We start from the raw sequence: 14,096 nt of genomic DNA, 5'->3' as shown, positions 1-14,096 counted from the left end.
GCCAGGGCGCGCTCGCTCAGGCCAACTGCCCATGACAGTGCTTGTACTTCTTGCCGCTGCCGCATGGGCACGGATCGTTGCGGCTGACGTTGGCGAAGGCGGCCTCGCTGACCTGCGCGGCCTCCTCGTCGGCGCCAAAGCCGCCGGCGTCGGCATGCTGGAACTGCATCTGCCGGGCCTGCGCCTCGGCCTGGGCGCGCTCCTGTGCCTCCAACTGCGCGATCTCTTCCTCGCTCTGGATGCGCACGCGCGCCAGGAAGGTGGTCACCTCGCGCTTGACCTTCTCCAGCATGTCGGAGAACAGCTCGAAGGCTTCCTTCTTGTACTCCTGCTTGGGCTGCTTCTGCGCATAGCCGCGCAGGTGGATGCCCTGGCGCAGGTAGTCCATGCGCGCCAGGTGCTCCTTCCAGTTCTGGTCGAGCACGTTGAGCATGATGTGGCGCTCGAGCATGCGCATGGTTTCCGCGCCCAGCGACTGCTCGCGGCTGCTGAAATACTCGTCCACCGCCTTGCGCACGTGCTCGGCGATGCCTTCGGCATCCAGCTCCTCGTGCTGCTTGACCAGGCCCTGCAGGTCCACGCGCACACCGAGGTCCTCGGCCAGGGTGGCCTCCAGGCCCGGCAGGTCCCACTGCTCGTCGACCGAGTTCATCGGCACGTAGCGCTGCACGATGTCGCCCACCACGTCGTCGCGGATGCCCAGGATGTTGTCCTGGATGTCCTCGGCGTCCAGCAGCTCGTTGCGCTGGCCGTAGATGACCTTGCGCTGGTCGTTGTTGACGTCGTCGAAGTCGAGCAGGTTCTTGCGGATGTCGAAGTTGTGGGCCTCGACCTTGCGCTGCGCATTGGCGATCTGCTTGGTGACCAGGCCGCTCTCGATGACGTCGTCTTCCTTCAGGCCCATGCGCGCCATCACCTTCTGCACCCAATCGGCGGCGAAGATGCGCATCAGGTTGTCTTCCAGCGACAGGTAGAAGCGGGACGAGCCCGGGTCACCCTGGCGGCCGGCGCGGCCGCGCAGCTGGTTGTCGATGCGGCGGCTCTCGTGGCGCTCGGTGCCGACGATATGCAGGCCGCCGGCGGCCTTGACCGCATCATGGCGCTGCTGCCACTCGGCCTTGATGCGGGCCTTGGTCGCCTCGCTCACTTCACCCTCGGCTTCCAGGGCAGCCAGTTCGGCTTCCAGCGAGCCGCCCAGCACGATGTCGGTGCCGCGGCCGGCCATGTTGGTGGCGATGGTGATCGCACCCGGACGACCGGCCTGCGCCACGATCTGCGCCTCGCGCTCGTGCTGCTTGGCGTTGAGCACCTCATGCACGATGCCGGCTTCGGTCAGCTGCTGGCTCAGCAGCTCGGACACCTCGATCGAGGTGGTGCCCACCAGCACCGGCTGGCCCTTGGCATTGGCCGCCTTGATCTCGTTGACCACCGCGCGGTACTTGCCGGGGCGGTTGAGAAACACCGCATCCGGGTAGTCCTTGCGCTGCACCGGCTTGTTGGTCGGGATCACGATCACTTCCAGGCCATAGATGCTCTGGAACTCGTAGGCCTCGGTGTCCGCGGTGCCGGTCATGCCGGCCAGCTTGCCGTACATGCGGAACAGGTTCTGGAAGGTGATGCTGGCCAGCGTCTGGTTCTCGCGCTGTACCGGCACGCCTTCCTTTGCTTCCACCGCCTGGTGCAGGCCATCGGACCAGCGACGGCCTGCCAGCGTGCGGCCGGTGAACTCGTCGACGATGATCACTTCGCCGTCGCGCACGATGTAGTCCACGTCACGCTGGTAGATGGCGTGCGCGCGCATCGCGGCGTTGAGGTGATGCACCACGCTGAGGTTGCGCGGATCGTACAGGTCCTCGTCCTCGCCGAGGATGCCAGCGGCGCGCAACAGCGACTCCGCATGCTCCTGGCCGGCTTCGGACATGTGCACCTGCTTGCCCTTCTCGTCCACCCAGAAGTCACCTTCGCCCTCTTCGGTGGCCTGGCGGGTGAGCTGCGGGACGATGCGGTTGACCTTGATGTACAGCTCCGGCGATTCGTCGGCCGGGCCGGAGATGATCAGCGGGGTGCGCGCCTCGTCGATCAGGATCGAGTCCACTTCGTCGACGATGGCGTAGTTGAGGCCGCGCTGGAAACGGTCTTCCTTGGCCAGCGCCATGTTGTCGCGCAGGTAGTCGAAACCGAATTCGTTGTTGGTGCCGTAGGTGATGTCGGCAGCGTAGGCGGCGGCCTTGTCGCTGTGCGGCATGCCCGGGTACACCACGCCCACGCTCAGGCCCAGCCAGTTGTACAGCTTGCCCATCCACGCCGAGTCGCGGCGGGCCAGGTAGTCGTTGACGGTGACCACGTGCACGCCCTTGCCCTCGAGCGCGTTGAGGTACACGGGCAGCGTGCCGACCAGGGTCTTGCCTTCACCGGTGCGCATCTCGGCGATCTTGCCCAGGTGCAGCACCATGCCGCCGATCAGCTGCACATCGTAGTGGCGCATGCCCAGCACGCGCTTGGCGGCCTCGCGGCACACGGCAAACGCTTCGGGCAGGATCTTGTCGAGCGCCTCGCCGTCGGCGATGCGCCTCTGGAATTCGGGGGTCTTGGCCTGCAGCTCGCTGTCGCTGAGCTTCTGGACCTCGGGCTCGAGCGCGTTGATCTTGTTGACGGTGCGTTGCAGTTGGCGCAGCAGGCGTTCGTTGCGACTGCCGAAAACGCGGGTAAGCAGGCTGTTGAGCATGGAGGGGTCCGAAGCGGAAAAGAAAACAGGGCGCTGGGCGCCCTGTCTTGGCGAACATTCATTCTAGCGTGGTGGCGGGTGAACGCGCTTTCAAGCGCCCCGCCGCCGGCCTCAGCCGCGGACCTTGACCTTGAGCGGGGATTGCTGGCTCAGGAAGTTGCGCGGATTGACCACGGCGCCGTTCTGCCAGACCTCGAAGTGCACGTGGGCGCCGGTGGAGCGGCCCGACGAGCCGGCCTTGGCGATCTCGGCGCCGGCGCGGACCAGTTCGCCGACGCGGCGGGTCAGGCGCGAGTTGTGCGCGTAGCGGGTGACGTAGCCGTTGCCGTGGTCGACTTCCACGGTGTGGCCGTAGCCGGAGCGGTCGCCGGAAAAGCTGACCACGCCGTCGGCCACCGCCAGCACCGGGTCGCCGATGTCGGCTTCGAAATCGATGCCCTTGTGGAACTGGCGACCGCCCTTGATCGGGTCGGCGCGACCACCGAAATTGGAGGTGATGTAGCTGTCGCGGATCGGCTCACGCGACGGTACGGCATTGAGGTCGAGCTGGCGGTTGAACAGCAGCGACTCCAGCACCGACAGTTGCTCGCCGGAGGCGACGAACTTGCGCTTGAGGTCGTCCATGCCGTCGGCGAGCTCGCCTACCGGCATGTCCTCGACGGCGTCGCCACCGCCCACGCCGACCGGCTTGTCGAAGTCGAACTCGCCGTCCTGCAACTGGCCCATGCGGGTCAGGCGCTCGCCCAGGGCATTGAGGCGGTTGGCCTCGGCCTGCAGCTCGCCCATGCGGGCGGCCAGGGCATTGACCTCGCGCTGGGCCTCACGGCGGATCTTGTCGGTTTCGGCCTGCTGCTGGCGCACGTCGGCGCGCATGGCGGCGGTGACCGCAAGGCTGGCACCACCACCGAGGGCGATGCCGGAGCCCAGCAGGATCGCGATGGCCAGCAACGGCCGGCGCGCGCCCTTGTGGGCCATCTGGTGCAGGAACCTGGAGAAAGGCCCATGCGACTTGTATAGGATGGAGTGATAGGTCATATGTCCGATGTCTGATTACCGATCCCCGCCCTCCCCGCCTTCGCCCCAGGACGCACTTGATGTGCTCATGGCGGCGCCGGCCGGAAACACGTTGCGTCGCGCCTTGTGGCTCGACAGCGTGGACCGTCGGTTACGTCCCCATCTGCCCCCTTCATTGGCCGCGCATGCGCGACTGGCCAACCTTGAACGCGGCAGACTCGTGTTCGTCGTCGATGCCCCGGTGTGGCACGCCAAGCTTCGGCTTGCCTCCCCCCAGATCCTCGACGCGGCCCGTTCCCTCGGACTCGACGTGGCCGAAGTCGTCGTCAAGACAACTCCCCCCGTTGCACCGCCTGGGCAGTCAACGCGGAAGGCCATCCCCATGTCCGCGGCTGCACAGAAAGACCTGCAGGCGGCATTGGCATCACTCAAAAACCCTGACCCCACAGGGTCCGACTGATACCGACCGGTCCTGGCTGGCATGGCACGCAACCTGCGTACCGGCCACCCTTTTCCGGAGGGACGGGGAATCCTAGCCGCCCTCCCCCCTGCTTTTGTTAAGCAGTTGGAAGGGTTTCGGAAATATATCGTTAAAAAATGGTTAAGGCGTCACGGGATGTTCACGTCCGTGACCGGCTCGACAGTTCAATTACGTATGCGGGCCGGGGTCCGCCGTGACGGCCGGATCGGCGCATCTCACGCCCCGGTGGCGGACCGGTCCCGTACTACCGAGCGCCTCAGACCGGGGCCGGGATCCCGTAGGTCACCGGGGCCGGGGCCTCGTCGGCGAAGGTCACCTCTTCCCAGGCCGACTGCTCGGCCAGCAGGGCGCGGACCAGCTTGTTGTTGAGGGCGTGGCCGGACTTGTAGCCCTCGAAGGCGCCGATGATCGGGCGGCCGGCGAGGTACAGGTCACCCACCGCATCGAGGATCTTGTGGCGCACGAACTCGTCGGCGTAGCGCAGGCCGTCGTCGTTGAGCACACGGAACTCGTCCAGGACGATGGCGTTGTCCATCGAACCGCCCAGGCCCAGGTTGCGCTCACGCATGTACTCCAGGTCGCGCATGAAGCCGAAGGTCCGCGCGCGGCTGACCTCCTTCACGTACGAGGCGGAGGAGAACTCGATCTCGGCGCGCGACTGCGAGGCAGGGATGGCCGGGTGGTCGAACTGCACGGTGAAGCCGATGCGGAAGCCGTCGTGCGGCTCGAAACGGGCGACCTTGTCGCCGTCGCGCACTTCCACCGCGTGCTTGATGCGGATGAAACGCTTGGGCGCGTCCTGCTCGGCGATGCCGGCCGACTGCAGCAGGAACACGAACGGGCCGGCCGAGCCGTCCATGATCGGCACTTCCGGCGCGGACAGGTCGATGTAGGCGTTGTCCACGCCCAGGCCGGCGAGCGCCGACAGCAGGTGCTCCACCGTCTGGATCTTGGCCGGGCCGCAACTCAAGCCGGTGCACAGGGTGGTCTCGGTAACCAGGTCGGCACGTGCCGGTATTTCCAGCACCGGATCCAAGTCCACGCGCCGGAACACGATCCCGGTATCCACGGCGGCCGGACGCAGGGTGAGAAAGACCTTCTCGCCGCTGTGCAGGCCCACGCCGGTGGCGCGGATCACGTTCTTGAGGGTGCGTTGGCGGGGCATCGGTGGGGAAAGGGCCTTGGAATTCGGTTGTACTGGCCGGCTGGCACTGGATGACGCGCGGCTCCGCGAGGACGGAACGGGCGGATGAGAACCAATCCCATGTTCAGCCGCGGAAGAGTAGCACGCTGCTGGCTGAATACCGGCCGAAACCGGGGATGCTCCGTTTCGCCATTGTGACCAACCGCAGAAAGACGGGCCGGCGGACCGCCCCCCGGAGGGTGACGGTCGCCGACCCAATTCCCTGCTCGCAGGCAGAGGCAAGGTGTTGCTGTGCCCGGCGGCAAGTCCGCACGGGCATGGACAGGACACGGCCCTTACCGGGGCCAACCGGATGCCGCTGGCGACGGCACCCGGGGTGTTGCGGCGATCAGTCCGCCTGGCGGCGGAGGAAGGCCGGGATATCGAGGTAGCTGTCGAAGTCCGCCGCGCCGGTGGACGCCGCCGGCTCGGCCGCCGGACGCGCCGCGTTGCTGCGCAGGCTGCCGCCGAAGCTCGGGATGGTCGGGTTGGCGGTCGGCGCGAAAGCGTTGGTGCCGTCGTCGATCGGCAGACCGGTCGTGCCGTCCAGGCGCGCGGTGCTGCGCACCAGCTCCACCTGCGGCCGGCGCTGGGTCTGGAAGCCAGAGTCGCGGCCAGCATCGCGTACCGACTGGCGGGCGACCGCGCGGTTCAGGCCGGTGGCCACCACGGTGACCTTGACCTCGTCCTGCATGTCCGGGTCCAGCACGGTGCCGATGACCACAGTGGCGTCCTCGGAGGCGAAGCCTTCGATGGTGCGGCCCACTTCGTCGAACTCGGCCATGGTGAAATCCGGACCGGCGGTGATGTTGACCAGGATGCCGTTGGCGCCCGAGAGGTTCACGTCGTCCAGCAACGGGTTCTGGATCGCGGCCTCGGCGGCGGCCTGGGCGCGGTCGTCGCCGCGGGCGGCGCCGGTACCCATCATGGCCAGGCCCATCTCGCTCATCACGGTGCGCACGTCGGCGAAGTCGACGTTGATCAGGCCCGGGCGCACGATCAGGTCGGCGATGCCCTGCACGGCGCCGAGCAGCACGTCATTGGCGGCGCGGAAGGCCTGGATCATGGTGGCGTTGCGGCCGAGGACGGTGATCAGCTTCTCGTTGGGGATGGTGATCAGCGAGTCGCAGTGGTGGCTCAGTTCCTCGATGCCCTTGAGCGCGACCTGCATGCGGCGGCGACCTTCGAACGGGAACGGCTTGGTGACCACGGCCACGGTCAGGATGCCCATCTCCTTGGCCAGCTGCGCAACGACCGGCGCGGCGCCGGTGCCGGTGCCGCCGCCCATGCCGGCGGTGATGAACACCATGTCGGCGCCCTGCAGGGCGTCCATCAGGCGCTCGCGGTCTTCCAGCGCGGCCTGGCGGCCGACTTCCGGGTTGGCGCCTGCGCCCAGGCCCTTGGTGACATTGCTGCCCAGCTGCAGTTGCAGCTTGGCCCCACAGTTCTTGATGGCCTGCGAGTCGGTGTTGGCGGTGATGAACTCCACGCCGTCAACGCTGCCACTGACCATGTGCGCGACCGCGTTGCCGCCGCCGCCGCCCACGCCGATGACCTTGATCACCGCATTCGGGGCCATCTGTTCAACCAGTTCAAAGTGCGCCATGTCCGTGTCCTCGATTGTCTAGTTATGTGTGCTGCTGTTGTTGTTGCGTTGCCTCGGGAGTCGCCCGTGCGGGCGCTGCATCCCTGCCGATGACTGCCTTCCAACCACGATTCGTCCCGCCTTCCCCGTTCCCCGACCGCCGCGCCCTCGCGCCGACCGTGCCTTGCAACCCCGGCGTCAGAACTCGCCGCGGTACCAGTTCTTCAACTTGCTCAGGAACCCGCCCGCGCGCCCGGTGGGCAGCACCGGCCGGCGCGGGTTCTCGATCTGGCTGCCCATCAGCAGCAGGCCCACGCCGGTGGCGTGCACCGGGTTGCCGACCACTTCGCCCAAGCCGGTGACGTGCTGCGGGATACCCACGCGCACCGGCATCTGCAGCATCTCTTCGGCCAGCTCGACCACGCCTTCCATCTTCGCGGCGCCACCGGTCAGCACCATGCCGGCGCGGACGTGCTGCTCGAAGCCGCTGCGGCGCAGTTCGGCCTGCACCATCTCGAAGATTTCCTCGTAGCGGGCCTGCACGGCCTGCGCCAGCGAGGCGCGCGGCATGCGGCGCGGCGGGCGGTCGCCCACCGACGGCACCTGGATGGATTCCTCGGCGGTGGCCATCTGCGCCAGCGCGCAGGCATAACGCACCTTGATCTGTTCGGCCTCGGGCGTGGGCGTGCGCAGCATGTGCGCGATGTCCTCGGTGACCTTGTCGCCGGCGATCGGCAGGCTGGCCGAGTGGGCAATCGCGCCGCCGACGAACACCGCGATGTCGGTGGTGCCCGCACCCATGTCCACCAGCACCACGCCCAGCTCGCGCTCGTCGCTGGTGAGCACCGCGTTGCTGGACGCCAGCACGCCGAGGATCAGGTCATCGACCTGCAGCCCGCACTTCTGCACGCACTTGGTGATGTTGGCGGCAGCCGCGCCGGCGCAGGTGACCAGGTGGGCGTGCACTTCCAGTCGCACGCCGGTCATGCCGACCGGGTTGCGGATGCCTTCCTGCGAGCCGTCGAGCACGTAGTCGCGGGGGATGGCGTGCAGGATCTTCTGGTCGGCGGGGATGGCGACGGCCTTGGCCGCCTCGAGCACGCGGTCGAGGTCGGCAAGCGTGACTTCGCCGTCGCGGATTGGCGCCACGCCCTGCGAATTGCGGCACTGGATGTGGCTGCCGGAGATGGATGCGTACACCGAGCGGATCTCGCAGCCGGCCATCAACTCGGCCTCTTCGATGGCGCGCTGGATGGACTGCACGGTGGAGTCGATGTCCACCACCACGCCGCGACGCATGCCGCGCGACTCGTGCGAGCCGATGCCGATCACCTCGATCGGATTGCCCGGGGAGTACTCGCCGACCAGGGCCACCACCTTGGAGGTGCCGATGTCCAGGCCAACGATCAGGGATTTGTCACCCTTGCGGTTCATGTCTGTCCTTGCTGCGTGGTGCTGCCGCCGGGCTGTGCCGGAGCGGTAAAGGAAACGGGGGCGTCTTCGGCGTCCGGCTTGGGCGCCGGAGCCCAGGTCAGGGCGAAGCCGTTGGTGTAGCGGAGGTCGGCGCGGGTCAGCACCTTCTCCTGTTGCGCGAGCAACTGCGGCATCAGGCGGACGAAGCGCTTGAGGCGGGCCCGGGCTTCATTGCGACCCACGACCACCTCGGCGCCTGCGGCGATCTCGGCGGTGCGGCCCCGGTCGTGCAACGTGAGACTCCAACTGCCACGCGGGTCGATTCGCAGTGCCTCCACGTTGAAGCCGATCGGCGCGAACAGCTCGCGCGATTCGTTGTAGAGCGCGACCACATCCGGCACCCGCGACTCGGGGCCACCCAGCTGCGGCAGCCCCTCGGGCACCTGCACGCCCTTGGCGGGGAACAGGCGTCCTTGCTGCGACAACAGGCGGTCATCGCCCCAGCGGGCGAAAGGGTGATGCTCGGTCACGCGGACTTCCAGGATGTCGGGCCAGCGCTTGCGCACGTCGGCTGATTCCACCCACGGCAACCGCGCCACGGCATTGCGCGCGCCTTCCAGGTCGACGGAGAAGAAGCCGCGCTGCGCATACGGCATCAGCGTTTTCTGCAGCAGCGCGCCGTCCACCCGCTCGAACTCACCGGTCACACGCAGCTTGGACAGCGGCCACTGGCCTGCGCCCACCCAACCGTTGACCACGGCGACCACCGGCAGCACCACGAGTGCTACCGCCAGCAACCATCCGGCGAGTCGCAGCAGGGCATTCACGCTGCCGCACCCCCTTGCAGGCTCGACTCCAGCACGCGCCAACACAGGTCCTCGAACCCAATGCCGACCTGGCGCGCCGCCTTGGGCACCAGTGAGTGGCTGGTCATGCCCGGCGCGGTATTCACTTCCAGCAGGTAGAACTGGCCGGTGGCGCGGTCGCGCATCACGTCCACGCGACCCCAGCCGTTGCACCCGGCGGCAATGAACGCGGCCAGTGCGATGCGGCGGATCTCCGTTTCGGCCTCGCCCTCCAGGCCGGGGCAGAGGTACTGGGTATCCTCGGCGATGTACTTGGCGTTGTAGTCGTACCACTCGCCCTTGGGCACGATGCGGATCGACGGCAGCGCGGTGTGGCCCTCGCCGTTGGCGAGGATGCCGACGGTGAGCTCGTCGCCCACCACCAACTGCTCCATCAGCATCTCGCCGGGGTAGCGTGCGGCCAGCGCGACGGCCTCGGCGAGGCCGGCCTCGTCATGCACGCGCGAGACGCCGACACTGGAGCCCTCGCACGAGGGCTTGATGATCAGCGGCAGGCCAATCTGGCGGGCCGCGGCATGCACGTCATCACCCTTGGCCAGGCGGACGTAACGCGGCGTGGGCAGGCCCACGCTCAGCCACACCTGCTTGGTTCGGATCTTGTCCATGGCCAGCGCCGAGCCGAGCACGTCGGAGCCGGTGAACGGCACGCCGAGCGCGGTCAGCAGGCCCTGTAGCACGCCATCCTCGCCACCGCCCTTGTTGCCGTGGAGGATGTTGAACACGCGATCCACCTTGCCGGCGCGGATCGCGTCGACGAGCGCGGGGATGCCATCGACCGCGAAGGCATCGACGCCACGGGCCCGCAGCGCGTCGAGCACGTTGCGGCCAGAGTCGAGCGAGACTTCGCGCTCTGAGCTGGTGCCACCCATCAGCACGGCGACACGACCGAACACGGCCGGATCGGTGGCCCGCGGGTCGGCGAATTGCACGGTGGCCGGCACGTTCACTTGGTCTCTCCTTGCGCAGCCGGGTCCGCGAAACCGGACCGGGCAATGTGTTGGGCGGCGTGGCCGATGTCGCCCGCGCCCATCATCAGCAGCAGGTCGCCGTCGGCGAGGATGTCGGGCAGCACCTGCGCGAGCTCGGCGGCGGACCCCACCACCACGGGGTCGATGCGGCCGCGGGCGCGGATGGCACGGGCCAGCGACTTGGCGTCGGCGCCAGCGATCGGCGCTTCGCCGGCCGGGTAGACCTCGGTCAGGACCAGCGCGTCGACGGATGACAGCACTGCAGCGAAGTCATCGAACAAATCGCGGGTGCGGCTGTAGCGGTGCGGCTGGAACGCGGCCACCAGTCGACGATCGGGCCAACCGCCGCGCGCGGCGGCAAACACCGCCTCCAGTTCCTTCGGGTGGTGGCCGTAATCGTCGACCAGCGTGACCTTCGCCCCCTTGGCCGTGGTTGGCTCGGCCAGCAGGTTGAACCGGCGGCCGATGCCAGCGAAGGACTGCAGCGCCCTGGCGATGGCCTCAGGGCTGACGCCCAACTGCCAGCCCACTGCTGCCGCGGCCAGCGAGTTGAGGACGTTGTGGCGGCCGGGCAGCGCCAGCGTGACCGGGGTGCGTGTGCCATCCGGCAGGCAAAGGGTGTAGCGCATGTGCGGGCCCGCCTGCTCGACCTCGACCGCGCGGACGTCGGCGTGCTCGACAAAGCCATAGGTCATCACGTGGCGTGACGTCTTGGCGGCCAGCGCGGCGACCTCAGGGTCTTCGATGCACAGCACGGCCAAGCCATAGAACGGCAGCCGGTGTAGGAATTCGTCGAACGCGGCCTGCACCTTGGCGAAGTCGCCGCCGTAGTTTTCCAGATGGTCGGCGTCGATGTTGGTGACGACGGCGATCTGCGGATTCAGGCGCAGGAAGCTGCCGTCGCTTTCATCGGCCTCGGCCACCAGCCAGTCGCCCTTGCCCAGGCGCGCATTGGCGCCAGCGGCAAGCAGCTGCCCACCGATGACAAAGGTCGGGTCGATCCCGCCCTCGCCCAGCACGCTCGCCGTGAGCGAGGTGGTGGTGGTCTTGCCATGGGTGCCGGCGACCGCGATACCGCGCTTGAAGCGCATCAGCTCGGCCAGCATCTCCGCGCGCGGCACCACCGGGATGCGCTGCGCACGGGCTTCCATCAGCTCGGGGTTGTCGGCCTTGATCGCGCTGGACACCACCACGCAGTCGGTGCCCAGCACGTTGGCGGCGGCATGGCCCTTCTGCACGCTGATGCCGAGCGAGGCGAGGCGGCGGGTGACCGCATTGTCGGCGTTGTCGGAACCCGAGACCTGATAGCCCAGGGTGCACATCACCTCGGCGATGCCACTCATGCCCACGCCGCCGATGCCGACGAAGTGAACGCGCGGGAAGGCCTTGGCGAGGTCGCCGGTGTGCTGCAGGCGGCGGCGAAGGGCCGAACTCATGCGGTGTGCTCCAGGACGATGTCGGCGACGCGGTCAGCCGCATCGGGTTTGGCGAGGGCGCGCGCGGCCTTGGCCATGCGCAGCAGATCTTCGCGCTCGCTCAGGATTTCGAGGGTGGCGCTCAGACGCTGGGCGAGGTCTTCGCCCTGCGGCAACAGTTGCGCCGCGCCGCGTTCCACCAGGTACTGCGCATTCTTGGTCTGGTGGTCGTCCACGGCCTGAGGGAACGGCACCAGCAGGCTGGCCACGCCCACCGCGCACAACTCGGCGAGGGTCAGCGCACCGGCACGGCACACCACCACGTCAGCCCAGGCGTAAGCGGCGGCCATGTCGGCGATGAACGGTTCCACCGATGCCGCCACGCCCGCGTCGGCGTAGGCCTGCCCGGCGTCGGCGCGCATCTTCTCGCCGCACTGGTGGCGTACTTCAAAGGCAACCGTGCCATGCAGCGCGGCGATCGCCTTCGGCACGGACGTGTTCAACGCGCGCGCCCCTTGGCTGCCGCCGAGCACCAGCAAACGCAGCGGGCCCTGTCGACCAGCGAAACGCTGTTCCGGGGGGGGCACGGCGGAAATCTCCGCGCGCACAGGATTACCGACCACTTCTTCCTTCACGGCATGGAAGGTGTCCGGGAATCCGGTCAGCACATGGCGCGCCAGCCGCGACAGCACGCGGTTGGTCATGCCCGGCGCACGGTTCTGCTCGTGCACGATCAGCGGAATGCCGGCCAGACGCGCCGCCAGGCCGCCAGGTCCCGCCGCGTAACCACCAAAACTGATCACTGCGCGCGGTTGGCGCTGGCGCAGTACCTGCGCCGCGGCGCGCACCGTGCCCAGCAGCTTGAACGGTGCGGCCAGCAGCGTCGTGACGCCCTTGCCGCGCACGCCACGCACCGCGATGGTGTCGATAGCGATGTCGTGCTGTGGCACCAGGCGCGTTTCCATGCCGCCCTCGGCGCCGAGCCAGAGCACCGGCTGGCCGCGCTCGCGCAACGCACGCGCCACGGCGAGACCCGGGAAGATGTGGCCGCCCGTGCCACCGGCGAGGATCATCACCGGATGCAGGTCGGTATCGGTTGCGGCGGGCTTCATGCGCCCCTCCCCAGGATGGGCTCGATGCGCTGCCGCAGGCGGCTGGTGCCGCGTGTCGCATCCGCGCCCTTGGACACGGCCACGCGCGCGGCCGATGCCATGCTCGGCAATGGCTGCGCGGTGGGCGGAATGTAGGCCGACCTCCCGCTGGTGGCGGCCGCACTTTCGCCTCGGCGCAGTGCCACCTGGCGCTGGGCACGATCGAGCTCATAGGACACGCGCAGCAGCAGGCCCACCGCGACGCAGGTCATCATCACGCTCGAGCCGCCGTAGGAGATCAGCGGCAGGGTCAAGCCCTTGGTCGGCAGCAGGCCGAGGTTCACGCCGATCGACACCAGCGCCTGCAGCCCGATCCAGAGACCGATGCCGAACGCGCAGTAGCCGGCAAAGTGGCGGCGCATCTCCACGCACTTGTAGCCCACCCAGAAGGCACGGCCCACGAACGCGGTGAACAGGCCGACCACCAGCACCACGCCGAGGAAGCCAAACTCCTCGGCGATGACCGCCATGATGAAGTCGGTGTGCGCCTCCGGCAGGTAGGAGAGCTTCTGCACCGAAGCGCCCAGGCCCACGCCCAGCCACTCCCCGCGGCCCACCGCCATCAAGGCGTTGGCGAGCTGGTAGCCCGCGCCGAACGGATCGTCGAAGGGATTGGTGAACGAAGTGATGCGGCGCATGCGGTACGGCTCGGCGATGGCGATGACCGCCAGCATCGGCAAACCGATCAGCACCGGCGCGAACATGCGCGGCATGTTGACCCCGCCCAACACCAGCATGCCGGCGGTGATCGCGAGCAGCAGCGACGACGAGCCGAAGTCCGGCTGCATCAGCAGGATGACCACCAACGCGACGGCCACGCCCAGCGGCTTGAGCATCGCCGGCCATGTGGCGCTGACCTCTTCGCTGAAGCGCTTGAGGTAGCTCGCCATCCAGATGATGAAGCACAGCTTGACCGCTTCCACCGCCTGGAAGCCGGCGATACCCAGGTTGAGCCAACGCCGCGCGCCGTTGACCGTCTTGCCGATGCCGGGCACGAACACCAGCAGCAACAGCACGAAGCAGGCCAACAGCAGCCACCAGCTGTGCTGCTCGATCGTCTTGAGCTCGGTGCGCGCGATCCAGGCGGCCAGCACCAGCCCGCCGCAGATGAACACGGAATGGCGGATCAGGTAGTAGTACGGGCTGGAACCTTCGACCTCGGCGATGGCCACCGACGCCGAGCCCACCATCACCACGCCCAGGCACACCAATGCCAAAGCGATGCCCAGCAGCCAGGGGTCGAAGCGCCCCTGGATGGCATCGTAGCGGGTGGCCTGGCGGGCGACGGCGTCCAT

Annotated in this window: 11 protein-coding genes; 1 reads left to right on the top strand and 10 read right to left on the bottom strand. The window is 68.1% G+C overall.

Annotation, left to right across the window (positions count from 1 at the left end):
- Positions 1-16: 16 nt before the first annotated feature.
- Both secA and N800_RS11170 read right to left on the bottom strand, forming a co-directional pair.
- Entirely contained in the window at positions 17-2,725 is a 2,709-nt protein-coding gene (secA, locus tag N800_RS11175; RefSeq protein ID WP_036138439.1) for a preprotein translocase subunit SecA, read from the bottom strand.
- A 111-nt stretch (positions 2,726-2,836) separates the two neighbouring features.
- Positions 2,837-3,760 (bottom strand): peptidoglycan DD-metalloendopeptidase family protein, encoded by a 924-nt coding sequence (locus N800_RS11170; RefSeq protein ID WP_084087536.1) that lies wholly within the window; start codon positions 3,758-3,760, stop codon positions 2,837-2,839.
- Between the two features lie 67 nt (positions 3,761-3,827).
- On the opposite strand from N800_RS11170, the gene N800_RS15650 reads away from it, so the two are divergent.
- Positions 3,828-4,199 (top strand): DciA family protein, encoded by a 372-nt coding sequence (locus N800_RS15650; protein WP_425476513.1) that lies wholly within the window; start codon positions 3,828-3,830, stop codon positions 4,197-4,199.
- A 277-nt stretch (positions 4,200-4,476) separates the two neighbouring features.
- Here the strand turns inward: N800_RS15650 and lpxC are convergent, their stop codons facing one another.
- The 8 genes from lpxC to ftsW form a co-directional block, all read right to left on the bottom strand.
- Positions 4,477-5,385, bottom strand: a complete 909-nt coding sequence (gene lpxC / locus N800_RS11165) for a UDP-3-O-acyl-N-acetylglucosamine deacetylase (protein ID WP_036138437.1) — start codon at positions 5,383-5,385, stop codon at positions 4,477-4,479.
- A 367-nt stretch (positions 5,386-5,752) separates the two neighbouring features.
- The gene (gene ftsZ / locus N800_RS11160) at positions 5,753-7,009 is read right to left on the bottom strand and encodes a cell division protein FtsZ (RefSeq protein ID WP_036138435.1); all 1,257 of its coding nucleotides are present in this window, start codon (positions 7,007-7,009) and stop codon (positions 5,753-5,755) included.
- A gap of 177 nt (positions 7,010-7,186) precedes the next feature.
- On the bottom strand, positions 7,187-8,422 hold the full coding sequence (ftsA, locus tag N800_RS11155) for a cell division protein FtsA (RefSeq protein WP_036138431.1): 1,236 nt from the start codon (positions 8,420-8,422) through the stop codon (positions 7,187-7,189).
- The gene (locus tag N800_RS11150; protein WP_052108176.1) at positions 8,419-9,228 is read right to left on the bottom strand and encodes a cell division protein FtsQ/DivIB; all 810 of its coding nucleotides are present in this window, start codon (positions 9,226-9,228) and stop codon (positions 8,419-8,421) included. The genes ftsA and N800_RS11150 overlap by 4 nt, the downstream gene beginning before the upstream one ends.
- The gene (locus tag N800_RS11145; RefSeq protein WP_036138504.1) at positions 9,225-10,196 is read right to left on the bottom strand and encodes a D-alanine--D-alanine ligase; all 972 of its coding nucleotides are present in this window, start codon (positions 10,194-10,196) and stop codon (positions 9,225-9,227) included. The genes N800_RS11150 and N800_RS11145 overlap by 4 nt, the downstream gene beginning before the upstream one ends.
- A 14-nt stretch (positions 10,197-10,210) precedes the next feature.
- Positions 10,211-11,671 (bottom strand): UDP-N-acetylmuramate--L-alanine ligase, encoded by a 1,461-nt coding sequence (gene murC, locus N800_RS11140; RefSeq protein WP_036138428.1) that lies wholly within the window; start codon positions 11,669-11,671, stop codon positions 10,211-10,213.
- Positions 11,668-12,762, bottom strand: a complete 1,095-nt coding sequence (gene murG, locus N800_RS11135) for an undecaprenyldiphospho-muramoylpentapeptide beta-N-acetylglucosaminyltransferase (protein WP_036138425.1) — start codon at positions 12,760-12,762, stop codon at positions 11,668-11,670. Before murG ends, murC begins: the two co-directional genes overlap by 4 nt.
- Positions 12,759-14,096, bottom strand: coding sequence for a putative lipid II flippase FtsW (ftsW, locus tag N800_RS11130; RefSeq protein WP_036138423.1), 1,338 nt, complete (start codon positions 14,094-14,096; stop codon positions 12,759-12,761). Before ftsW ends, murG begins: the two co-directional genes overlap by 4 nt.

Source organism: Lysobacter daejeonensis GH1-9, from assembly GCF_000768355.1.
Classification (GTDB): Bacteria; Pseudomonadota; Gammaproteobacteria; order Xanthomonadales; family Xanthomonadaceae; genus Aerolutibacter; species Aerolutibacter daejeonensis.
This window is presented reverse-complemented; position numbering and strand designations above follow the sequence as displayed.

Excerpts from the sequence above, each read along its gene's own strand:
- murC (WP_036138428.1), bottom strand. The coding sequence starts at position 11,671 with ATGAGTTCGGCCCTTCGCCGCCGCCTGCAGCACACCGGCGACCTCGCC.
- ftsW (WP_036138423.1), bottom strand. The coding sequence starts at position 14,096 with ATGGACGCCGTCGCCCGCCAGGCCACCCGCTACGATGCCATCCAGGGG.
- ftsZ (WP_036138435.1), bottom strand. The coding sequence starts at position 7,009 with ATGGCGCACTTTGAACTGGTTGAACAGATGGCCCCGAATGCGGTGATC.
- murG (WP_036138425.1), bottom strand. The coding sequence starts at position 12,762 with ATGAAGCCCGCCGCAACCGATACCGACCTGCATCCGGTGATGATCCTC.
- secA (WP_036138439.1), bottom strand. The coding sequence starts at position 2,725 with ATGCTCAACAGCCTGCTTACCCGCGTTTTCGGCAGTCGCAACGAACGC.
- lpxC (WP_036138437.1), bottom strand. The coding sequence starts at position 5,385 with ATGCCCCGCCAACGCACCCTCAAGAACGTGATCCGCGCCACCGGCGTG.
- N800_RS15650 (WP_425476513.1), top strand. The coding sequence starts at position 3,828 with ATGGCGGCGCCGGCCGGAAACACGTTGCGTCGCGCCTTGTGGCTCGAC.
- ftsA (WP_036138431.1), bottom strand. The coding sequence starts at position 8,422 with ATGAACCGCAAGGGTGACAAATCCCTGATCGTTGGCCTGGACATCGGC.
- N800_RS11170 (WP_084087536.1), bottom strand. The coding sequence starts at position 3,760 with ATGACCTATCACTCCATCCTATACAAGTCGCATGGGCCTTTCTCCAGG.